14 protein-coding genes and 1 riboswitch are annotated in these 21,253 nt (G+C 70.0%); of the genes, 5 read left to right on the plus strand and 9 right to left on the minus strand.

Annotation, left to right across the window (positions count from 1 at the left end; all coding sequences use genetic code 11):
• Nucleotides 1–32: 32 nt before the first annotated feature.
• From KAK07_RS07265 to KAK07_RS07280, 4 genes are read right to left on the minus strand one after another with little or no spacing between them, the layout of a single operon-like run.
• Nucleotides 33–782, minus strand: coding sequence for a tyrosine-protein phosphatase (locus KAK07_RS07265; RefSeq protein ID WP_210859876.1), 750 nt, complete (start codon nucleotides 780–782; stop codon nucleotides 33–35).
• 38 nt (nucleotides 783–820) lie between these two features.
• On the minus strand, nucleotides 821–1,663 hold the full coding sequence (gene epsE, locus KAK07_RS07270; RefSeq protein WP_210859878.1) for a polysaccharide export protein EpsE: 843 nt from the start codon (nucleotides 1,661–1,663) through the stop codon (nucleotides 821–823).
• 48 nt (nucleotides 1,664–1,711) lie between these two features.
• Nucleotides 1,712–2,944: a hypothetical protein gene (locus KAK07_RS07275; protein WP_210859880.1), complete on the minus strand. Its 1,233-nt coding sequence runs from the start codon at nucleotides 2,942–2,944 to the stop codon at nucleotides 1,712–1,714.
• The gene (locus tag KAK07_RS07280) at nucleotides 2,931–4,325 is read right to left on the minus strand and encodes an undecaprenyl-phosphate glucose phosphotransferase (RefSeq protein WP_210859882.1); all 1,395 of its coding nucleotides are present in this window, start codon (nucleotides 4,323–4,325) and stop codon (nucleotides 2,931–2,933) included. Before KAK07_RS07280 ends, KAK07_RS07275 begins: the two co-directional genes overlap by 14 nt.
• 370 nt (nucleotides 4,326–4,695) lie before the next feature.
• On the opposite strand from KAK07_RS07280, the gene KAK07_RS07285 reads away from it, so the two are divergent.
• A complete protein-coding gene (locus KAK07_RS07285; RefSeq protein WP_210859884.1) occupies nucleotides 4,696–5,517 on the plus strand; it encodes a ParA family protein in 822 nt (273 codons plus the stop codon).
• A gap of 22 nt (nucleotides 5,518–5,539) precedes the next feature.
• Here the strand turns inward: KAK07_RS07285 and KAK07_RS07290 are convergent, their stop codons facing one another.
• The 4 genes from KAK07_RS07290 to cysD all read right to left on the minus strand — a co-directional run bounded on the left by KAK07_RS07290 (nucleotide 5,540) and on the right by cysD (nucleotide 12,439).
• Nucleotides 5,540–7,624, minus strand: coding sequence for a S9 family peptidase (locus tag KAK07_RS07290; protein ID WP_210859886.1), 2,085 nt, complete (start codon nucleotides 7,622–7,624; stop codon nucleotides 5,540–5,542).
• Nucleotides 7,625–7,692: 68 nt separating this feature from the next.
• Nucleotides 7,693–9,426, minus strand: coding sequence for an SLC13 family permease (locus KAK07_RS07295; RefSeq protein WP_210859889.1), 1,734 nt, complete (start codon nucleotides 9,424–9,426; stop codon nucleotides 7,693–7,695).
• Nucleotides 9,427–9,494: 68 nt separating this feature from the next.
• Nucleotides 9,495–11,399, minus strand: a complete 1,905-nt coding sequence (cysN, locus tag KAK07_RS07300) for a sulfate adenylyltransferase subunit CysN (RefSeq protein ID WP_210859891.1) — start codon at nucleotides 11,397–11,399, stop codon at nucleotides 9,495–9,497.
• A gap of 116 nt (nucleotides 11,400–11,515) precedes the next feature.
• The gene (cysD, locus tag KAK07_RS25905; RefSeq protein WP_375141218.1) at nucleotides 11,516–12,439 is read right to left on the minus strand and encodes a sulfate adenylyltransferase subunit CysD; all 924 of its coding nucleotides are present in this window, start codon (nucleotides 12,437–12,439) and stop codon (nucleotides 11,516–11,518) included.
• A gap of 981 nt (nucleotides 12,440–13,420) precedes the next feature.
• Between cysD and cysQ the strand changes: the two genes are divergently transcribed.
• The 3 genes from cysQ (at nucleotide 13,421) to KAK07_RS07320 (ending at nucleotide 17,707) form a co-directional block, all read left to right on the plus strand.
• On the plus strand, nucleotides 13,421–14,200 hold the full coding sequence (cysQ, locus tag KAK07_RS07310) for a 3'(2'),5'-bisphosphate nucleotidase CysQ (RefSeq protein WP_210859895.1): 780 nt from the start codon (nucleotides 13,421–13,423) through the stop codon (nucleotides 14,198–14,200).
• A 26-nt stretch (nucleotides 14,201–14,226) separates the two neighbouring features.
• On the plus strand, nucleotides 14,227–16,245 hold the full coding sequence (locus tag KAK07_RS07315) for a capsule polysaccharide biogenesis protein (protein WP_210859897.1): 2,019 nt from the start codon (nucleotides 14,227–14,229) through the stop codon (nucleotides 16,243–16,245).
• A 181-nt stretch (nucleotides 16,246–16,426) separates the two neighbouring features.
• Complete coding sequence (locus KAK07_RS07320; protein WP_210859899.1) at nucleotides 16,427–17,707, plus strand: capsule polysaccharide biogenesis protein; 1,281 nt, start codon at nucleotides 16,427–16,429, stop codon at nucleotides 17,705–17,707.
• Here the strand turns inward: KAK07_RS07320 and metH are convergent.
• The gene (gene metH / locus KAK07_RS07325; RefSeq protein ID WP_210859901.1) at nucleotides 17,620–20,355 is read right to left on the minus strand and encodes a methionine synthase; all 2,736 of its coding nucleotides are present in this window, start codon (nucleotides 20,353–20,355) and stop codon (nucleotides 17,620–17,622) included. The genes KAK07_RS07320 and metH overlap by 88 nt on opposite strands.
• Before the next feature lie 39 nt (nucleotides 20,356–20,394).
• A riboswitch (S-adenosyl-L-homocysteine riboswitch) is annotated at nucleotides 20,395–20,479 on the minus strand.
• Between the two features lie 76 nt (nucleotides 20,480–20,555).
• Here metH and KAK07_RS07330 point away from each other — a divergent pair.
• Nucleotides 20,556–21,182, plus strand: coding sequence for a Crp/Fnr family transcriptional regulator (locus KAK07_RS07330; protein WP_210859903.1), 627 nt, complete (start codon nucleotides 20,556–20,558; stop codon nucleotides 21,180–21,182).
• The last annotated feature ends 71 nt before the right edge of the window (nucleotides 21,183–21,253 follow it).

Here is a 21,253-nt window from a genome sequence, read left to right on the forward strand (position 1 = left end):
CCTGGCCCCCGCCGGACAGCGGCTCAGGCCGTTCAGGCGGCCTGAGCCATGGCGGGCGGCGGCAGGCCGCACAGGCGCGCCGGGCCGGCCACCAGCAGTTGCCAGGCGCGCTGCGCGCCCAGCTCCTGGGTCAGCAACTCACGGGCGGCGCCCATGCGGGGCGATCGGCCGCGCAGGTTGTGCGCGTCGCTGGCCACGGCGCTCACGCCGCCCAGCTCCAGCAGCGCCCAGGCGGTGTCGCAGGCGCGCTCACCAAAGTCACCTACCAGGGAGCCTGCGGTCAGCTGCAGCTGGCAGCCGGCGTCCAGCAGCGGGTGGATGCGGTCCAGACGCTCCATCACGCCGCGGTTGCGCTCGGGGTGGGCAATCAGCGGGGTGATGCCCTGGCGGGTCAGGGCCAGGCACAGGCGGTCGGTGCCCAGGGGCACCTGGCCGTCGGGCATCTCCAGCAGCATGGCCCGCGGGCGGGCGGCGTCGGTCTGGTTCAGGCAGGGCAGCTCGCCACTGCCTAGGCGGTCCAGCAGTTCGGCGCTCAGGCGCAGCTCGCCGGCCACATGCAGGCGCAGCGCAATGCCTTCCTGGGCCAGGCGCTCGCAGAAGGCGGCGTGCACCGGCGCAATCGTGGCGCGGGTGTTGTCAAAGCGGCCCGGAAACACATGCGGCGTGGCCACGGCTTGTTCAATGCCGTCGGCCACCATGGCGCGGGCCAGGGCCAGCGCGTCTTCTACGGTGGCGGGGCCGTCGTCAATGCCGGGCAGCACGTGGCAGTGCAGGTCGATCATGGGTACTGCTCAGTCGAAAGGGCCCGGCCGCGCGGGCGTCAGAACAGGCTCTCGCGCACGTAGATGACGTCGCCATCGCGCAGCGCGGCGGCCATGTCGGGCTGCACGATCTGCACGCTGCCATCCGCGGCGCGGCGGTGCACGCGGATGCCCTTTTCGGTGCCGCGCTGGGTCAGGCCACCGCCGGCGGCCAGCCCCTGCAGCAGGGTCATGCCGCGCTCCAGGCGCAGCTGGCCGGGGCGTTGCACTTCGCCGTAGATGTAGAACATCGGCGCGCGCTCCACCCACAGCACGTCGTTGCCCTGCAGCACCAGGTCGCCGGGGCGGTCAGAGGCTTCAAACACCGTGGGCAGGTCCACCTCGGTGCGGAACGGCTTGCCGGCGCGGGTGCCCACCACCACAACGCGGTCGGCCCCCTGCTGCGGCAGCACGCCGCCGGCCTGGGCCAGCACGTCGCTCATGCGGGTGCCGCCTTGTTCCAGCGGGTAGCGGCCGGGCCGGGCCACCTGGCCCAGCACGCTCACCTGGCTGCCGCGCGCCTGCATCAGCACCACGGTGACCTGGGGGTTCTTGATGTACTCGCCGCGCTTCAGGCCTTCGGCGATGAACTGCTCGGCTTCGCTGACGGTCAGGCTGCCCAGGCGGATGGCGCCCAGCAGCGGATAGCTGACCATGCCGGTGTCGCTCAGGCGCAGCTCCAGGCTCAGGTCGGGGCTTTGGTACACCTGCACGCGGATGGTGTCGCCCGGACCCAGGCGGTACTCGGGCGCGGTGGTCGAGGCCAGTGCCGCCGGGGCCGCGGGCGCGGGCGTCTGGGCAGGCGCCAGCGTGGGCAGGCTCAGCACCAGCGGCAGCAACAGGGAAAGCAGGCGAAAGGACATGACAGGATCAGCCAAGGATGGACGCAAGCGTACGACGAACCGGGGGCCTCAGCGCAGCCAGGCCTGCACCGAACAGCCGTACGACGTGCTGGAATACGGAAAAGACTGCCCGGCCACCACGCCACTGGTGCTGCGCGACTCGCGCGCAGCGCGGCAGCTCAGCTGCAGGTTGCGCAGGGCCTGGTAGGTGGCGGTGAGCTGCAGGGCCTGGGTGCGGTCAGAGCCGGTGCTGTTGCCGGTGCCGCCTTGCAGGCTGGCACTCAGGCTGCGTTGCGAGCGGCTGCCGGCCAGGTCCACCGCGATCTTGCCGGTGGCCTGCCAGCGGGCACCCAGGTCCAGCGTGGTGCGCACCAGCGCGTCGTTGTAGCTGGTGATGGTGTCGGTGCTGCCGCTGGTGCTCAGGTCGCGGGCGCCGGTGTCGCTGTCGCGCGCCAGGCGGCTGAACAGGCGGGTCTTGCCGCTGAGCTGCCACGCCCACTGCACCGAGCCCGACCACTGCGAACCATCACGCACCGTGGTCAGCGAATGGCTTTCCACGCCGCGCACCAGGCGCAGCTCCAGCTGGCTGGCGCCGCTGGGCGCCCAGTTCACGCGCAGCTCCAGGTCATTGCGCGAGAAATCGTCGCCAGCGCCCAGGTTGGGGTACTCGCCCTGCGTGTGGCGCAGCAAGGCGGTGATGCCCAGGTCAGGGGTGGATTGGTAGCGCACGCCCACGTCGGCGCTGTCCCGTGACAGGTCCTGCGAGCGGTAGGCACTGAGGGATTCACGGCGCTGGAACGCATCCAGGCCGCCCACCACCGACCAGGTGGTGACCAGGCCCTTGCTGAGACGCAGGTTGGCCTGGGTCTGGCGCTCGAGATTGCCGTCCGCCAGCACGGTCCCATTGCCAAGCGTGCGGTTGACCAGGCTGCGGGCGGTGCGCAGGCCCAGGTCGCCGAAGACCAGGTTTCCCGGCTCAAAGCTCAGGCCCACCGTCACCTCATGGCTGAGGTTGTCCAGGGCCTTCTGGTTCTGGAAGCGGTTGTGCTCCAGCAGCGCGTTCACCCGCAAGCGCTCTCGGCCAATGCCCTGGTCCAGCTGGCCACGGATGCCGGCCGAATAGACGGTGTCTGCCACCGCATTGCCAGCCGATGCGCGCAGCACATTGCTGTCATGCGTGATGTCCAGCTCGCCCGCAATGCCCCAGGGGTTGCCCTCGGCCAGCGCCGCGGTGGCCGACAGCAGCGGCAGCGCCAGCACGGCGCGGCGCACCGCGGTGACGAAGAACTCAGTAGGCGCCACGGTCAAAGAACATCAGTTTGGCGGTGCGGGCAATGATCAGCAGGTCCAGGCCCAGCGACCAGTTGCGCAGGTATTCCAGGTCGTACTCTACGCGGGCGGCCATCTTGTCCACGGTGTCGGTCTCGCCGCGCAGGCCGTTCACCTGGGCCCAACCGGTGATGCCGGGCTTCACCTTGTGCCGCGCCATGTAGGCCTTCACCAGCTGGCGGTACTGCTCGTTGTGGGCCACCGCATGCGGGCGCGGGCCCACGATGCTCATGCGGCCCTGCAGCACGTTGATGAACTGCGGCAGCTCGTCCAGGGATGTCTTGCGGATGAAGGCCCCGAAGCGGGTGATGCGCGGGTCGTCGCGCGTGGCCTGCTGCACCACCGGGCCGTTGTCCTGCGTGACCATGGACCGGAACTTGTAGACGTTGATGTCCTCGCCGTCCAGCCCGGTGCGGCGCTGCTTGAAGATGATGGGCCCGGGCGAGCTGAGCTTCACCCCAATGGCCACCGCCAGCAGGATGGGCGAGATCAGCACCAGGATGATGCTGGCCAGCACGATGTCGCTGAGGCGCTTGATCAGGCCGTTCACGCCGGTGAAGGGCGTGACGATCAGGCCCACCACCGGCACGCCGCCCATGTCGTTCAGCCGGCCCTGGATGATGTTCACCGCGAACACGTCAGGCACGTAGTGCAACGAAGCCGTGGTGTTCTGCAGCGACTCCATCAGGTCCAGGATGCGCGGCTGCGAGCTCAGCGGCAGCGTGATGAACACGTCCTTGATGCCGTGCTGGTCGATGTAGGCGGGCAGGTCAGCCAGGCGGCCCAGCAGCGTGGCGCCGGGGGGCAGCTCGGTGCGGTCGGGCGTGCGGTCGTCGAAATAGCCCATCAGGTCGTGGCCAAAGGCCCGCCGTGACTGCAGCATGGCCGACACCCGCTGCCCGCTGTGGTTGGCACCCACCACCACCGCCGGCCGGCGCGAACTGGGCAGCGACGCGTGGTGCCGCAACCAGCTGGTGCCCACCATGGTCAGCAGCAGTTGCACGATGGGGGTGACCGCCATCCAGGTGGCCAGCATGCGCACCGGGAACTGCTGCAGCGTGTTGGTGGCATAGCCCAGCAGCAGCAGCACCAGCAGCACGCCCAGCCAGGACAGCAGGGTGTCGTTCAGCACGCCCACGCCGGTCTGCCCGAATCGGTTGGCGCCCGGGAACATCAGCACCAGCAGCAGCACCATCAGGGCGGTGGACACGCCACCGAAGGGGTGCCGGAACAGCGAATGACAGAAGGCCAGCGTCCCGCAGGCCACCACGGGTTCCATGATGGCGGCGACCGCCGTGGGCACGGACGGGGGCGAGCTGAGAAAACGCTTGCGCGCGCTGTGGTCTTCAAACATTCGGACAGGCCGCGGGTCGTCAGGCCTTTACGGCCGTCGATCCATCGGCGAACTCCCTGGGTAGCAGGAGGTGGATTGTAAAGAACGCGGTCTGGCGGGGTGCCAAGCAATGCCGCAACCCAAGGCCATTTGTGCACGCACATCCACGGAAATGATGACCTTGCACGCCTGGCAGCGCCCAGAGGGCGCCGGCCACTGGGCACGCAAGCCCTGTGCCTGGGTAACGCAGCGTGTGGCGCGCAATGGGCTCAGCGGCCGTTGCAGGTGTGGCGGCGTGGCGGGTGCTGCGCGCCGTATTCGAGGAACTTGCCACGGGCGGCGTCGTTTCACCGATTGACCCATCTTGTAAGGCCATGTAACTTGTCCCGCCATGGGTACCTTGGCCGTGGTGAGTCGAAAAGGGGGCAGTGGCAAGAGCACGCTGGCCACCAACCTGGCTGTCTACCTGGCGCGCAGCACCGGCTCGGTCACGCTGGGCGACCTGGACCACCAGCAGTCAATGCGGGTGTGGCTGGCGCGCCGGCCATCGGCGGCGCCGCCAATCGCCGGTTGGGTGGGCGATTCCGTGCGCCTGTCCCGCCCCGCCCTGGGCACCCAGCACCTGGTGCTGGACACCCCCGGCGGCCTGCACGGTCTGGGCCTGGCCCGGGTGGTGATGGTGGCCGACGCCATCCTGCTGCCCGTGGGCGGCTCGGTGTTCGACCGCGAATCGGCCTCGGACTGCTGGAACGAACTGCGCAGCCAGCCCCGCATCATGAAGGGCCAGTGCCGCGTGGCCGCCATCGGCATGCGGGTGGATGCGCGCACCCATGTGGATCGCATCACCGCCGAATGGGCGGCCAGCGTGAACATTCCCTACATCACCTCGCTGCGCATGGCGCAGATCTACGTGCGCGCAGTGGAAAACGGCATCAGCCTCTTCGACATGCCCGACAACGTGGGCGCCACCGACCGCGAACAGTGGCAACCCCTGCTCGCCTGGGCCCACCCGGTGTTCTTCCCGCAGCCCAAGGAAGATCCGCTGACCCCCAGCCTGCGCCTGGCGGCCAAGGTGGTGCCGCTGCGGCCGCGGCAGGCCCTGCCTGAAGACACCCGCCCCGCCAGCCTGCCCCCGGAGGCCGCACCACCCGTGCTGGCGCGGCCGGGCCGATGGTCAAGCTGGCTGTCGGGCCTGCTGGCGGCGCGGCGCTGACGCGGCCGGGGCCCGGCGCCCCTTACTGCCCCTGCCCCAACGCCTGCGCCACCCCTGGCGTGTACGCCGCGCCATGCTTGACCTGCGCGGTCGAGGCCTTGAGCGTGTCGCCGATGGGCTCGGCGCGGCCGCCCAGGCAGCGGGCCAGGAACTGTTCGGTCACGGCGTTGAAGGCGATGCTGTTGACCGGGCGGGCGAAGCCGTGGCCTTCGTCGGGGAAGAGCACGTAGGTGACCGGGATGTTGCGCTCGGCCATGGCCTGTACGATCTGGTCGGATTCGCGCACGTTCACCCGCGGGTCGTTGGCGCCCTGGCCGATCAGCAGCGGGCGCACGATGCGATCAGCGTAGGTGAGCGGGCTGCGCTCCTTGAGCAGCACCTTGCCGGCCTCGGTGGTGGGGTCGCCCATGCGGCGGTAGAGCTGCTGGCGGAAGCTTTCCCAGTAGGGCGGGATCGATTCCAGCAGCGTGAACAGGTTGGACGGCCCGACGATGTCCACGCCGCAGGCAAACGCGGTGGGCGTGAAGGTCAGGCCGGCCAGCGTGGCGTAGCCGCCGTAGCTGCCGCCCATGATGGCCACCTGTTCGCGGGTGGTGATGCCGTTCTTCACCGCCCAGTCCACCGCGTCCAGCAGGTCGTCGTGCATGCGCCGTCCCCATTGCAGGTCGCCTGCGCTGGTGAAGGCCTTGCCGAAGCCGGTGGAGCCGCGGAAGTTGACCGACAGCACCGCATAGCCGCGGTTGGCCAGCCACTGGTGGTAGCTGTTGTAGCCGTGGTCGTCGCGTGCCCAGGGGCCGCCGTGCACCAGCAGCACCATCGGCACCGGCCGGGCGGGGCGGCCGCTGCCCTGCGGATCCACCGCCTTGGGCAGCGACAGGTAGCTCACCAGCGTCAGGCCGTCGCGGGCCTTCAGCTCCAGCGCCTGCATCGGCACCAGCGGCGCGCCTTCCAGCTCGGGCCGGGTGACGAACAGCGGGGTCAGGCGGCGCGCGCTGCGGTCGAACAGCACGGTGTAGGACGGCGCGGTCACCGGATCGACGGCCAGCACCCAGCGGTCGTCGGCATTGGTGCGGGCCGTCAGCATGAAGCTGCCCTTGAGCGCGCCGCGCAGGTAGGCCAGGTCGGCGGCCACCGCGGGGTCGTTGGCCACGTACTCCTGCTGCAGGTAGTTGACCTGCCAGGCCAGCACGCGGCCGTCGCGCAGGTCGGTGAGCACGCTGCCGATGTCGGCGCGGCGGTCCTCGGCCACCACGCGGGTGGTGCCGCTGGCCAGGTCCTGGGCCACCAGGGCGGCGGTGTCGCGGCCGCGCGAGTCGGTCCAGTACAGGGTGCGGCCATCCGGGGTGAAGCCGCGCGGGCCGGTGGCCAGCGAGTCGTCCATCGACACGCTGGTGAAGGCGGTGGGCTCCACCAGGCCGTTGCTCATGCGGTGGTAGTCGATGCCGCCGTCGGGACGCGACTTTTCAGCCAGGCGCAGCACCAGCTGGTCATCGGCATGAATGCCGGCCCAGCCCTGCTCGTTGCGCAGCACCAGGCTGAGCGCACCGCTGGCCAGGTCCAGGCTGTAGACATCGTGCCAGCGCGGATCCCGGTTGTTGATGCCCACCAGGATGCGGTCCTTCTTCTGGCGGCTGATCTTGATGATCTCGACCCGCGTCTTCTCGAACGGGGTCAGGCTGCGCGGCTCGCCGCCGTCCACAGCCACGCCGTAGAGCAGGTAGTTCTCGTCGCCCCCCTGGTCGTTGATGAACAGGATGCGCTGCGAGTCCGGCGCCCAGAAGTAGGAGCGGATCGGGCGGGTCTTCTCGGCGGTCAGCGCGCGCGCCTGGTCGGGCCGGTCCACCGGTGCCACCCAGATGTTGAGCACGCCGTCGCGCGGGGCGATCCAGCTGAGCCAGCGGCCATCGGGGCTGATGCGGCCAGCGGCCTTGGTGGGGTTGCCGAAGAAGCGGGCGCGCTCGATCAGCGGCACCTCGGCCGGGGCCGGGCTGGCGGTGGGCGCGGGGCTTTGCGCATGGGCACCCAGCGGCAGCAGGGCGGGCAGCAGGACGGGGAGCAGGGCGGCCGACGCGGCAAGCGTGGCCGCACGCAGGGCGCGGTGCAGCATGGGGGTCCTCCACTGAGAGACGCTCAGCTTCTGAGGCCCGTCTTGTAGCACGCGCCCGGCGGGCTGCGTCAGCGGAAGGGGAAGAAGACCGGGATGGCGACCAGGGCCACGGCGTTGAAGGTCAGCGCCACCGGCAGGCCGGCGCGGACGAAGTCGCCCATGGTGTAGCGGCCGGGGGCCATGACCATCAGGTTGGTCTGGTAGCCATAGGGCGTGATGAAGCTGCAGCTGGCGCCGTACAGCACCGCCATGACGAAGGGCATGGGCGACAGGCCCAGCTGCTCGGCCACGCCCAGCGCCACCGGAAAGGCCAGTGCGGCGGCGGCGTTGTTGCTCATCAGCTCGGTCAGGATCCAGGTGGCCAGCAGCAGCACCGCCAGCGCGAAGTAGGGCCCCAGGCTGTCGGCGCCGGTGAGCAAGCCGCCGGCCATCATCTTGGCGGCGCCGGTGCTGATCATCACCTCCGAGATCACCAGCGACGAGGCGATGATCATGATCAGCTCCCAGGGCACGTTGCGGCGCAGGTCGCTCACCCGCGCCAGGCCGCTCATCAGGAACAGCGCCAGCAGCAGCATCATGCCCTTGAGGAAGTCGATCACCTCGAAGGCCGACAGCGCGATGACCGCGACAAAGCCGATCAGCGACAGCCAGCTCTTCTTCGGGTCGACGAATTTCTGCACCTCGCGGCGCGACACCACCACGAAGTTGCGGCCCAGGTTGTTGCGCTTGTCGAAGTCCTGACCCACCACCAGCACCAGCGCGTCGCCCACCTCCAGCCGGGTGTTGCCGATGCTGCCGCCCAGGCGTTCGGCGCCGCGGCGCACGGCCACCACGGCGGCGTCGAAGTTCGAGCGGAAGTCCACCTCGCGGATGGTGCGCCGCGCCAGCATCGAGCCGGCGGCCACCACCACCTCCACCAGGTTGGCCAGCGGCAGGTCGTCGTGGTGGCCGTGCGGGCGCAGGCCGGGGAACTGGGCCAGCAGGTCGATGCGGGTGACGTCGCCGGTGAAGACCAGGATGTCGCCGGCATTGACGAAGCGGTCGGGCTCGACCGGCGCGATGATGTACTCGCCGCGCACGATCTCGGTCAGGAACAGGTGGCCCAGGTTGCGCAGGCCGGCCTCCTCGATCGTCTTGCCGATCAGCGGGCAGTCGGGCAGCACCTCGGCTTCCAGGAAGTAGTCGCTGGCCTCGTCCTCGGCCGGCAGCTGGGCCTTGAGCAGGCGCGGGTAGACCAGCACCATCACGATGCCGCAGGCCACCACGATCAGGATGCCCACCGGAAACAGGTCGAACAGGTGCAGCGGCGGCATGTTGCGGCCGGTGAGCAGGCTGTTGACCAGCAGGTTGGTGCTGGTGCCCACCAGCGTCAGGGTGCCGCCCAGCGTGGCGGCGTAGCACATGGGGATCAGCAGGCGCGCGGCGCTGTGCTCGCGGTTGCCCTTGAGCGGCCCGATCAACGAGGCCACCACGGCGGTGTTGTTCAGGAAGGCGCTGTACACGGCGGTGGCGCCGTAGAGCTTGACCAGCGCCCAGCGGTAGGGGCCGCGCACCAGCTTCTCGGCCATCAGCTCCAGCATGCGCGACTTGTCCAGCACGATGGACAGCAGCAGCAGCACCACCACGGTGATCAGGCCGTTGTTGGTGAACTGCTTGAGCGCGTTGCCCATGCTGATGAAGTTCAGCATGACGAACAGAAAGGCCGCGCCCGCGAACAGCGTGCCGGGCGCGCGGCGGCCGCGCACCAGCTCGACGATCAGCAGCGCCAGCGTGGCGAACACCACGGCTTGTTGCCAGGTCATGGCATGACTCCGTCTAACCGGGCGCACATGGGTGCGCCCGGTGGGTCTGGGACAGCAGGCTCAGCGCCTCAGTCGATGATGCCGCGCTGGCGCAGCGCTGCGATCACCGCGTCAGCGGCCTGGTCGGCCGACTGGTTGGTGGTGTTCACGCGCATCTCGGGGTTCTCGGGCGCTTCGTACGGGCTGGAGATGCCGGTGAAGTTGGTGATCTCGCCGCGGCGCGCCTTCTTGTACAGGCCCTTGACGTCGCGGTCCTCGGCCACGTCCAGCGGGGTGTCCACGTACACCTCGACGAACTCGCCCTCGCCCATCAGGCTGCGCGCCATGGCGCGCTCGGAGCGGAACGGCGAGATGAACGCGGTCAGCACGATCAGGCCGGCGTCCACCATCAGGTGCGCCACCTCGGAGATGCGGCGGATGTTCTCCACCCGGTCGGCCTCGGTGAAGCCCAGGTCCTTGTTCAGGCCGTGGCGCACGTTGTCGCCGTCGAGCAGGTAGGTGTGCCGGCCCATGGCGTGCAGCTTCTTCTCGACCAGGTTGGCGATAGTCGACTTGCCCGCGCCCGACAGGCCGGTGAACCACAGCACCGCGGGCTTCTGGCCCTTGGCGGTGGCGCGTGCGGCCTTGTCCACGTCCACATGCTGCATGTGGATGTTGTGCGAGCGGCGCAGCGCGAAGTGCAGCATGCCCGCGCCGACCGTGTTGTTGGTCAGGCGGTTGATCAGGATGAAGCCGCCGGTGTCGCGGTTGGCGGTGTAGGGGTCGAAGGCGATGGGGCGGTCCAGCGCCAGGTTGACCACGCCGATCTCGTTGACCTCGAGCTGCTTGGCCGCGAGGTGCTCCATCGTGTTGACGTTGACCTTGTACTTGGGCTCGGTGACGGTGGCGGTCACCGTCTGCGTGCCCACCTTCAGCAGGTAGGGGCGGCCCGGCAGCATGGGCTCGTCGGTCATCCAGACGATGGTGGCCTCGAACTGGTCGGCCACCTCGGCGGGGCTGTCGGCGGTGGAGATGACGTCGCCGCGCGAGATGTCGATCTCGTCTTCCAGCGTCAGGGTCACGCTCTGGCCGGCCACGGCCATCGGCAGGTCACCGTTCATGGTGACGATGCGCGCCACCTTGCTCTCGCGGCCCGAGGGCTGGGCACGGATGCGGTCACCCGGCTTGATGACGCCGCCGGTGACCACGCCGCAGAAGCCGCGGAAGTCCAGGTTCGGGCGGTTGACCCACTGCACCGGCAGGCGGAAGGCCTCGCGCTGCTGGCGCGCCTCGTCGATCTCGCAGGTTTCCAGGAAGCCCATCAGCGTGGGGCCGTGGTACCAGGGCGTGTGGGCGCTGGCCTCCAGCATGTTGTCGCCCTTCAGGCCCGACAGCGGGATGCTGGTGATGTCGTTCAGGCCGATCTGCTTGGCGAAGACGCGGTATTCCTCGTTGATGCGGTCGAACACTTCCTGCGAGTAGTCGACCAGGTCCATCTTGTTGATCGCCAGCACCACCTTGCGGATGCCGATCAGGCTGACCAGGTAGCTGTGGCGGCGGGTCTGCGTGAGCACGCCCTTGCGCGCGTCGATCAGGATCACGGCCACGTCGGCGGTGGACGCGCCGGTGATCATGTTGCGCGTGTACTGCTCGTGGCCCGGGGTGTCGGCGACGATGAACTTGCGGCGGTCGGTGCTGAAGAAGCGGTAGGCCACGTCGATCGTGATGCCCTGCTCGCGCTCGGCGGCCAGGCCGTCCACCAGCAGCGCGAAGTCGATCTCGCCGCCCTGGGTGCCCCACTTCTTGGAGTCGTTCTCGATGGCGGCGAGCTGGTCCTCGAAGAGCATCTTCGATTCATAGAGCAGCCGGCCGATGACGGTGGACTTGCCGTCGTCCACCGAGCCGCAGGTGATGAAACGCAGCAGCGATTTCTTCTCGTGCTGCTTGAGGTACTTCTCGATGTCGACCGAGATCATGTCGGAAACGTGTGCCATGGTCTTTCCTTGGATGTCTTCAGGTATTCGTCAAGCCGCATGCGCGGATCCGGCTTTGCCGGGCCGCTGCATGAGCCCCCTTGGGGGGCAGCGACCGGCAGGGAGCGTGGGGGCCGTCAGAAATAGCCTTCTTGCTTTTTCTTCTCCATGGAAGCAGCGGAATCGTGGTCGATCATCCGGCCCTGGCGCTCGCTGGTCTTGGTCAGCAGCATTTCCTGGATGATCTCGGTCAGCGTGCTGGCGGTGGACTCCACCGCGCCGGACAGCGGGTAGCAGCCCAGGGTGCGGAAGCGCACGCTCTTCATCATCGGCACCTCGCCCTCGCGCAGCGGGAAGCGCTCGTCGTCGACCATGATCAGCGTGCCGTCACGGTCGACCACCGGGCGCTCGGCGGCGTAGTACAGCGGCACGATGGGGATGTTTTCCAGGTAGATGTACTGCCAGATGTCCAGCTCGGTCCAGTTCGAGATCGGGAAGCAGCGGATCGACTCGCCCTTGTGCTTGCGGCCGTTGTAGAGGCGCCAGAGCTCGGGGCGCTGGTTCTTCGGGTCCCAGCGGTGCTGCGCGCTGCGGAACGAGAAGATGCGCTCCTTGGCGCGGCTCTTCTCTTCGTCGCGGCGGGCGCCGCCGAAGGCGACGTCGAAGTTGAACTTGTCCAGTGCCTGCTTCAGGCCCTGGGTCTTCCACATGTCGGTGTGGATCTGCGAGCCGTGGGTGAAGGGGTTGATGCCCAGCTCCATCGCCTCGGGGTTGTGGTGGACCAGCAGGTCCATGCCCGATTCCTTGGCCATGCGGTCACGCATCTCGTACATGGCGCGGAACTTCCAGGTGGTGTCCACGTGCAGCAGCGGGAAGGGCGGCGGCGCCGGGTAGAAGGCCTTGCGCGCCAGATGCAGCATCACGGCCGAGTCCTTGCCGATCGAGTACAGCATCACCGGGTTGTCGGCTTCGGCGACAACCTCGCGCATGATGTGGATGCTCTCGGCTTCCAGGCGTTGGAGGTGGGTCAGGCTCATCGGTTTTTCCTGCGCAGATGGGATGTTGGCGACGGCGGGGCGGGCCCGGCTGTCGAAGGACGGGATGTTCGCCGCTGGCGCGGCACGCGGGGGATCGTTTGTTGTGGCGTTGGTCACGGGCGCCGCTTCGGGCGCTGTTCGGCGTATCGGCGCGATCGGGCAATCCTGAAGCGCCAGCGCGGGCTGGGTGGCCAGCCAATCGGTCAGAGTGGGCGCGCGGCGCAGGTCGGGGCCGTGCAGGGCCAGCAGCCAGGGGCCCTCGGGGTCGGCGGCCAGGCGTTCGAACAGGCGGCGCCAGCCGTCCAGCGCCGACAGGCGCTCCACCGGCAGCCAGCGCAGGCTGCCGCGCGGCGTCAGGGCCACCAGGATGCCGGCACCGGCCGGCGCGCCGCTGCGCTGGGCCAGCGCACCCACCCACAGCAGCTTGCGCTGCTGGGCACGGGCCTCGCGCTGCAGCGCGGGCCAGCGCTCGCGCAGCCAGTCGGCGCCCGGGCCGTGGGCGGGGGCGGCGTCGGCCAGGCTGTGCAGAGCCAGGCCCCAGCGCTCCAGCAGCCGCGACAGCGCGCGCGGCTCCAGCGCCAGGCCCCAGCGCTGGCGGGCCAGGGCCTGCAGCGCGGTGGTGTCCCACAGGCCGGCGGGCAGGCCCGCCGCTTCGGGGGCCTGGGTCAGCGCGGCCTGGCGCAGTGCGGCTTCCTGGGTGGCGTCCAGCACGCGGCCGCTGCCGCGCGGGCGGCCGCGCGCGGCCACGTCGATCGCCTGCCAGCCGCCCTGCTCGAAGGCCTGGTAGGCCTTGATGATGGTGGGCACGCTCAGGCCGGTGGCGGCCTGGATCTGGCTGAGGCTCAGACCGTCCACGCGCAGCTGCACCGCACGCCGGCGGCGTGAATTCAGCGCAGAAATGTCAGGTGCGTGCGTGGACACAGTCTGGTCAATAAATGTTTTAGGGGTGGGAGTGTGCCATGGGGGCTGCACAATCCGGCATCCCTTGTTTGGCAAGACCCCACCATGAACGCTGCTGCCACCCCTGACCTGTCCGCCCTGCTGGAAAGCCTGGTGCCGCTGATCCGCGATGCGGGTCAGGTCATCATGGACATCTACGCCACCGACTTCGACGTCACGAAGAAGGGCGACGATTCGCCGGTCACCCAGGCCGACGGCCGCGCCGAGGCGGTGATCCTGGCCGGCCTGGCGCGCCTCGCCCCGGGCATCCCGGTGGTGGCCGAAGAGGCTGTGTCGGCAGGCAATATCCCCGATGTGAGTGACCGCTTCTTCCTGGTCGATCCGCTGGACGGCACCAAGGAGTTCATCAGCCGCAATGGCGAGTTCACCGTGAACATCGCGTTGATCGAGCAGGGCCGCCCGGTGCTGGGCCTGGTCTATGCGCCGGCCATCGGCCGCCTGTTCGGCGGCGTGGCCGGGCAGGGCGCCTGGCTGGAAGACGCCCAGGGCCGCCGCGCGATCCGCTGCCGTGCCGTGCCGGCCGAGGGCCTGACCGTGGTGGCCAGCCGCTCGCACGGCGACGAGACCGCGCTCGACGCCTTCCTGGGCGGGCGCAAGGTGGCCTCGCGCACCAACGCCGGCTCGTCGCTGAAGCTGTGCCTGGTGGCCGCTGGCGAGGCCGACCTGTACCCGCGCCTGGGCCGCACCATGGAGTGGGACATCGCCGCCGGTGACGCCGTGCTGCGCGCCGCCGGTGGCCGCGTCACCGTGGTGGCCGACGGCGCCGACCTGCGCTACGGCAAGCCGGGCTTCGACAACCCGCATTTCGCCGCCGCCGGTCTCTGACCGGTCCCGCCTCGCCCGCCCTGGCCATGTCCGTGACGGACGCCTGCGCGGCGCTGCTGGAAGGCCGTCGCCTGTGGGCGCCCACGCCGGGCGTGGCGCGCATCGCCACGCTGCCCGAGCTGCTGCACGGGGCCCGGCTGGTGCGCTCCCCGGTCGAGGCCGACGCGGTGCTGGCCTGGGGCCGCAAGCCCAGCGCCGAGCGCGCCGAAGCGCTGGCGCGCCGCCACGGCCTGCCGCTGCTGCGGCTGGAGGACGGCTTCCTGCGCTCGCTGGCGCTGGGGCCGGATGCACCGCCGTGGTCGGTGGTGCTGGACGACGAGGGCATCTACTACGACGCCAGCCGGCCCTCGCGCCTGGAGCGCCTGATCGCCGCCGGCGTGGACGCCGCCCAGGCCGCGCGTGCCGAGGCGCTGCGCCAGGCCTGGTGCGAGGCGCGCGTGTCCAAGTACAACCTGGCGCGTGACCGCGACCCCGCCAGCCTGGTTCGCCCGGGCGATGTGCTGGTGGTGGACCAGACCGCCGGTGACGCGGCCATCACCCATGGCGGCGCCGACGCCAGCAGCTTTGCCCGCATGCTCGAGGCGGCGCTGGACGAACACCCCGGCGCGCGCGTGCTGCTGAAGGTCCACCCCGACGTGCTGAGCGGCCGCAAGCGCGGGCACTTCTCGCCCGAGCGCCTGACGCCGGGGGCCGCCGCGCGGGTGGTGTGGCTGGCCGATCCGGTGCACCCGCCCGATCTGCTGCAGCAGGTGGCGGCGGTGTATGTGGTGACCTCGCAGATGGGTTTCGAGGCGCTGCTGTGGCGCCGCCCGCTGCGCTGTTTCGGCCTGCCCTTCTACGCCGGCTGGGGCCTGAGCACCGACGAGCTGCCGCTGCCGCGGCGCGCCCCCGCTGGTCTGGAGGCCCTGGTCCACGCGGCGCTGGTGGACTATCCACGCCAGGTGCATCCCCACGGTGGTGCACGCTGCACCCCCGAGGCGCTGGTGCAGGCCGTGGGCTGGCTGCGCCAGCAGCGCCAGCAGGATCCCGAGCGCGTCACCGCGGTGGGCTTCTCGTGGTGGAAGCGGCCGATCCTGCGGCGCTTCATGCCGGGCAGTCAGGTGCAGTTCCAGTCGGCGCGCCAGCCGCTGGCGGGTGGCGAACACCTGGTGCTGTGGGGGCGCGCCACGCCGCCCGCTGGCGGCACGCCGGCCAGTGTGCGCCGGGTCGAGGACGGTTTCCTGCGCTCGGTCGGCCTGGGCGCCGAGATGCGCCAGCCGCTGTCCTGGGTCGTCGATGCCCAGGGCCTGTACTACGACGCCACCGCGCCCTCGCAGCTGGAGCGGTGGCTGCAGTCGGGCGAGCTGCCGGCGGCGCTGCGCGCGCGGGCAGCGGCACTGCGCCAGCGCATCCTGGCGGCGCGCCTGACCAAGTACAACCTGGCCGGCCGCGCCTGGCAGCGCCCGGCGGGCGACCGGCCGGTGCTGCTGGTGGTGGGCCAGGTGGAGGCCGATGAATCCCTGCGCTGGGGCGCACCAGGACTGTGCCGCAATGCCGACCTGCTGCGTGCCGCCCGGGCCGAGCGCCCCGACGCCTGGCTGGTCTACAAACCCCACCCCGACGTGGTGGCCGGCCTGCGCCGCGCCGGCGACGGTGAGGCCCAGGCCCAGGCCAGCGCCGACGAGGTGGTGGTGGACGTGCCGATCGACCTGCTGATCGAGCAGGTGGACGAAGTGCATGTGCTCACTTCCCTGGCGGGCTTTGAAGCGCTGCTGCGTCAGCGCCGGGTGGTCTGCTGGGGCGCGCCCTTCTACGCCGGCTGGGGCCTGACCGAGGACCGCGTGGCGCTGCCGCGGCGCCAGCGCCGGCTGGACCTGGACAGCCTGGTGGCCGCCGCCCTGATCCTGTATCCGCGCTACGTGGACCCGGCCAGTGGCCTGCCCTGCCCGCCCGAGCGGGCGATCGACGCGCTGCTGGCCTGGCGGGAGCGCCCGCCCGAGGGGCGCGCCCGGCGGGCGGCACGGCGCTGGCTGCTGGGATGGGCACGCCGCTTGCGTGGACGCTGATAGTCGCCGCAATGGAGGCATAGGTCACGGTTTCGGCGGTTCCAAAGCCCCTGAAGGTTCACTATTGGGGATCGCGGACCGTTGTAAAGGCCACTTACACTGCGGACACAAAGACACCATGCTGGTGCATGCGAGGGATTCCGGCATGTTTCCGGTGGCGGTGGCTTGCCCTGAAATAGCCATGATTCCGCATTCTCTGGACCATTTGCTGTCGCGCCAACGCACCCTGATGCTTCAGGGTCCGATGGGCGACTTTTTCGCGCGTCTGGCCCAGACGCTGCGCAGCAATGGCCAGCAGGTCTGGAAGGTCAACTTCAACGGCGGCGACGACCTGTTCTACAGCGGCACCGACGTGCTGCGCTTCCACCAGCCGGCTGCCTACTTCGCCGAGTGGTTCGCCCACCTGCTGGACGACCTGCAGCCCGACACCCTGGTGCTGTTCGGCCAGTCGCGCCCGCTGCACGCGATGGCCATTCCGCTGGCCCGCGCCCGCGGCCTGGCGGTCTTCGTGTTCGAGGAAGGCTATGTCCGCCCCGACTACGTGACGCTGGAGCAGGGCGGTGTGAACGCCGCCTCCACGCTGCCGCGCGACGCCGCCTACTACCGCGCCCGCCTGCCCGAGACCCTGCCGGCGCCGCAGCCCACGCACCAGACCTTCGGCCAGGTGGCCAAGATCGCCATCCGCTATGCGCTGGCCTGCCGCGCCGAGCGCCGCACCTACCCGCACTACCGCCACCACCGCGAGATCGACACCGTCGCCGAGGGCCTGCGCTGGGTGCGCGGCTGGGCGCGCAAGCACTGGCACCACTGGCGTGAACGCAAGGACTCGGCCTTCCTGGCCGCGCCCGAGCAGCACAAGCGCTTCTTCCTGGCGCCGCTGCAGGTGTGGAACGACAGCCAGATCGTCGTGCACTCGCGCTATGGCGAGATGGGCGACTTCATCGATGAGGTGCTCAGCTCCTTCTCGCTGCATGCGCCGGCCGACACGCTGCTGGTCTTCAAGCACCACCCGCTGGACCGGCCCTACTCCGACTACACCGCCTCGATCGCCCGCCGTGCCGAGGAGTTCGGCGTGGCCGACCGCGTGCACTACATCCACGACCAGCACCTGCCCACGCTGCTGCGTCAGGCGCTGGGCGTGATCACGGTGAACAGCACCACCGGCTTGCAGGCCCTGTTCCACGGCACGCCGGTGATCACGCTGGGCGACGCGGTCTATGACGTCGAAGACCTGGTCTTCGACGGCGAACTCGACGACTTCTGGAAGAACCCGGGCACGGTGGATGCGGCGCTGTTCCAGGCCTTCCGCAACCACCTGGTCACCGAGACCCAGCTCAACGCCAGCTTCTACGCCGACACGCCGGGCCTGCCGACCTACGCGATGTCGTCCAGCACCGCGCTGAGCCGCCGGCTCGAGGCCACCTCGCCGATCCCCAGGCCGCGGCCCCAGTCGGCCGCCTGATCGGCGCCGATCTTCCCCACGTTGAAGTAGCGCGCCTCGGGGTGCGCCAGGTAGAAGCCGCTGACCGAAGCGGCGGGCGTCATCGCCATGCTCTCGGTCAGGCCCATGCCGATGGATTCGGCCTGCAGCAGCGCGAACATGTCGGCCTTGATGCCGTGCTCCGGGCAGGCCGGGTAGCCCGGCGCCGGGCGGATGCCCTGGTAGGCCTCCTGGATCAGCTGCTCGTTGCTGAGCTGCTCGTCGGCCGCATAGCCCCACAGGTCGGTGCGCACGCGCTGGTGCAGGCGCTCGGCAAAGGCCTCGGCCAGGCGGTCGGCCAGGGCCTTGAGCATGATCGATGAGTAGTCGTCGTGCGCGGCCTCGAACTCGGCCAGCTTCTTCTCGATGCCGATGCCCGCGGTCACCGCAAACAGGCCCACGTGGTCGGGCTGCACGCCCAGCGGCGCGACAAAGTCGGCCAGCGATCGGTTGGGCCGGCGCACGCCGTCCACCACCGGGCGCTCGCCCTGCTGGCGCAGCGGGCGCCAGCGCAGCACCGGCTGCTGGCGGGCGGCGTCGGCGAACAGGGTGATGGTCTCGCCGTCCACGGTGTTGGCCGGGTACAGGCCGATCACGCCGTGGGCCTGCAGCCAGCGGCCGTCGATCAGCTTCTTCAGCATGGCTTGCGCATCGGCGAAGACCTTGCGCGCGGCCTCGCCCACCACCGCGTCATCGAGGATGGCGGGGTAGCGGCCGGCCAGGTCCCAGGTCTGGAAGAAGGGTGTCCAGTCGATGCACTGGGCGATCTCGGCCAGGTCGTAGGCGCGGAACTCGCGCCGGCCGATGAACTTGGGCGCAGCGGGCGGCTGCGACCAGTCCAGCTGCGCCGCATTGGCGTGGGCCTGGGCAAAGGGCAGCAGCGGCGTCTTCTTCTTGCCGGCGTGCAGCGCGCGCACCTGGTCCTGGTCGGCGCGCAGTTCGGCGCGGGTGGCCGCGCCGCGCTCGTCGGACAGCAGGTCGGCGCACACGCCCACCGCGCGCGAGGCATCGGGCACATAGACCACCGGCCCGCTGTAGTGCGGCGCGATCTTGACGGCGGTGTGGACGCGGCTGGTGGTGGCGCCGCCGATCAGCAGCGGCGTGCCGCGCGCGCTGAACCAGGGGTCGCGCTGCATCTCGGCCGCCACATGCTGCATCTCCTCCAGGCTGGGCGTGATCAGGCCCGACAGGCCGATGATGTCGGCGCCCTCGGCACGGGCTTTTTCAAGGATGTCCTGCGCGGGCACCATCACGCCCATGTTGACGACCTCGAAGTTGTTGCACTGCAGGACCACGGTGACGATGTTCTTGCCGATGTCGTGCACGTCGCCCTTGACGGTGGCAATGACGATCTTGCCCTTGGGGCGCACGTCGGCGCCGGCGTCCAGCGCGGCCTGCTTCTCGGCCTCGATGTAGGGCAGCAGGTGGGCCACCGCCTGCTTCATCACGCGCGCGCTCTTGACCACCTGCGGCAGGAACATCTTGCCGGCGCCGAACAGGTCGCCCACAGTGTTCATGCCGGCCATCAGCGGGCCTTCGATCACGTGCAGCGGCCGGCCACCGTTGGCGCGGATGGCCTGCCAGGCCTCTTCGGTGTCGGTGTCGATGAACTCGGTGATGCCGTGCACCAGCGCATGGCTCAGGCGCTCGTTCACACCGTGCTGGCGCCAGGCCAGGCGCGCGCTGTCGTCCTTGGCCGCGCCCTTGACCTGCTCGGCCACCTCGAGCAGGCGCTCGGTGGCGTCGGGGCGGCGGTTCAGCACCACGTCCTCGACGCGCTCGCGCAGGTCGGCATCCAGGTCGTCGTACACGCCCACCATGCCGGCGTTGACGATGCCCATGTCCAGCCCCGCCTGGATGGCGTGGTACAGGAAGACGGTGTGGATGGCCTCGCGCACCGGCTCGTTGCCGCGGAAGCTGAAGCTCACGTTGGACACGCCGCCCGAGACCTTGGCGCCCGGCAGGTTCGCCTTGATCCAGCGCGTGGCCTCGATGAAATCGACCGCGTAGTTGTCGTGCTCGGGAATGCCGGTGGCGATGGCGAAGATGTTGGGGTCGAAGATGATGTCCTCGGCCGGGAAGCCCACCTCCTCGGTCAGGATGCGGTAGGCGCGTGCGCAGATCTCGGTCTTGCGCGCGAAGCTGTCGGCCTGGCCCTGCTCGTCGAAGGCCATCACCACCGCGGCCGCGCCGTAGCGGCGCACCAGCGTGGCCTGGCGCTTGAACTCGGCCTCGCCTTCTTTCAGGCTGATCGAGTTGACGATGCCCTTGCCCTGCAGGCACTTCAGGCCCGCTTCAATGACCGCCCACTTGGACGAGTCCACCATGATGGGCACGCGTGCGATCTCGGGCTCGGAGCCGATCAGGTTCAGGAAGCGCACCATCGCCGCCTGCGAGTCCAGCATGGCCTCGTCCATGTTGACGTCGATGACCTGGGCGCCGTTCTCCACCTGCTGGCGCGCCACGGCCAGGGCCTTCTCGTACTCGCCCGCCAGGATCATCTTGGCGAACACCCGCGAGCCGGTGACGTTGGTGCGCTCGCCGATGTTGACGAAGAGCGAGCCCTCGCCAATGGCGATCGGCTCCAGGCCGGACAGGCGCATCGGGGGCAGGGGGGAAGCAGCGTTCATCGGCGTCATGCAGGCAGGCGGGCTCACCCGCTGGAAAAAGACGGGCGAGCGTGGTTGTTGGGCCCAAGCCTGACGGCGCCCGCGCCCATCAGGGCCCGGCGCGCCGCTGCAACGCTCCTTGGAGACGGGCAATTTTAACGGAGGCCCGGGCCGATCCGGTTGGACCGCTGCGCGCTCCGCGCTACCCTGCGCAACTGACCATGACCGATCCCGCCGCGCCCACCCTGATCAGCCGCTCGATGAGCGACGAACCGGTCTGGGCGCAACTCGCTGCCGACCTGCTGCGCAGCGCCGACGCGCTGGCCGGGCTGAGCGCGCTGGACGCCCAGTGCATCGTCTCCTACGCCCGCCTGCTGCGCTGTGGCGAAGGTCAGGTGCTGACGCGCGAGGGCGAGGCCGCCGGCGAGGGCTTCATGATGCTGGTGCTGGACGGCGAGGTCACGGTGGAAACCATGGTCGCCCGTCGTGAGCAGCCGGTGGTGGTGTCGGTGGCCGGGCCGGGTCACCTGATCGGCGAGACCGCGCTGCTCGACGGCGGCCCGCGCACGGCCACCTGCACCGCCACCACGTCGGTCATCGGCGCCGGGCTCAGCCGCAACGCGCTGCAGCGCATGATGCGCGCCGAGCCCGAGGTGGCCGCCAAGCTGCTGGCCGGCGTGGGCCAGCGCATGGCCCAGCGCCTGCGCGACGCCAACCGCCAGCAGCGCGTCTACCACCAGCTGCTGGGTGCGATGCAGGCCGAGGTGGCCGAACTGCAGCGCCAGCTGCAGCAGGTGATGGACGGCGCCGCGCGGCGCACGGCTCAGCGCGGCGCTGACGCATCCTAGGCATGGCGCGGGCCACCGGCCATGGGGGCCATGGTCGAACTGACCAGAGCCTCCCTCCTGGAGGGAGGCTG

Source organism: Ideonella alba, from assembly GCF_018069875.1.
In the GTDB taxonomy this organism is placed as follows: domain Bacteria; phylum Pseudomonadota; class Gammaproteobacteria; order Burkholderiales; family Burkholderiaceae_C; genus Ideonella; species Ideonella alba.

What these genes read in the sequence shown, in the direction of transcription:
- KAK07_RS07320 (WP_210859899.1), top strand. Translation starts at nt 16,427, where the DNA reads ATGATTCCGCATTCTCTGGACCATTTGCTGTCGCGCCAACGCACCCTG.
- cysQ (WP_210859895.1), top strand. Translation starts at nt 13,421, where the DNA reads ATGAACGCTGCTGCCACCCCTGACCTGTCCGCCCTGCTGGAAAGCCTG.
- KAK07_RS07315 (WP_210859897.1), top strand. Translation starts at nt 14,227, where the DNA reads ATGTCCGTGACGGACGCCTGCGCGGCGCTGCTGGAAGGCCGTCGCCTG.
- KAK07_RS07265 (WP_210859876.1), bottom strand. Translation starts at nt 782, where the DNA reads ATGATCGACCTGCACTGCCACGTGCTGCCCGGCATTGACGACGGCCCC.
- metH (WP_210859901.1), bottom strand. Translation starts at nt 20,355, where the DNA reads ATGAACGCTGCTTCCCCCCTGCCCCCGATGCGCCTGTCCGGCCTGGAG.
- KAK07_RS07285 (WP_210859884.1), top strand. Translation starts at nt 4,696, where the DNA reads ATGGGTACCTTGGCCGTGGTGAGTCGAAAAGGGGGCAGTGGCAAGAGC.
- KAK07_RS07330 (WP_210859903.1), top strand. Translation starts at nt 20,556, where the DNA reads ATGACCGATCCCGCCGCGCCCACCCTGATCAGCCGCTCGATGAGCGAC.
- cysN (WP_210859891.1), bottom strand. Translation starts at nt 11,399, where the DNA reads ATGGCACACGTTTCCGACATGATCTCGGTCGACATCGAGAAGTACCTC.
- KAK07_RS07295 (WP_210859889.1), bottom strand. Translation starts at nt 9,426, where the DNA reads ATGACCTGGCAACAAGCCGTGGTGTTCGCCACGCTGGCGCTGCTGATC.
- KAK07_RS07280 (WP_210859882.1), bottom strand. Translation starts at nt 4,325, where the DNA reads ATGTTTGAAGACCACAGCGCGCGCAAGCGTTTTCTCAGCTCGCCCCCG.
- KAK07_RS07290 (WP_210859886.1), bottom strand. Translation starts at nt 7,624, where the DNA reads ATGCTGCACCGCGCCCTGCGTGCGGCCACGCTTGCCGCGTCGGCCGCC.
- epsE (WP_210859878.1), bottom strand. Translation starts at nt 1,663, where the DNA reads ATGTCCTTTCGCCTGCTTTCCCTGTTGCTGCCGCTGGTGCTGAGCCTG.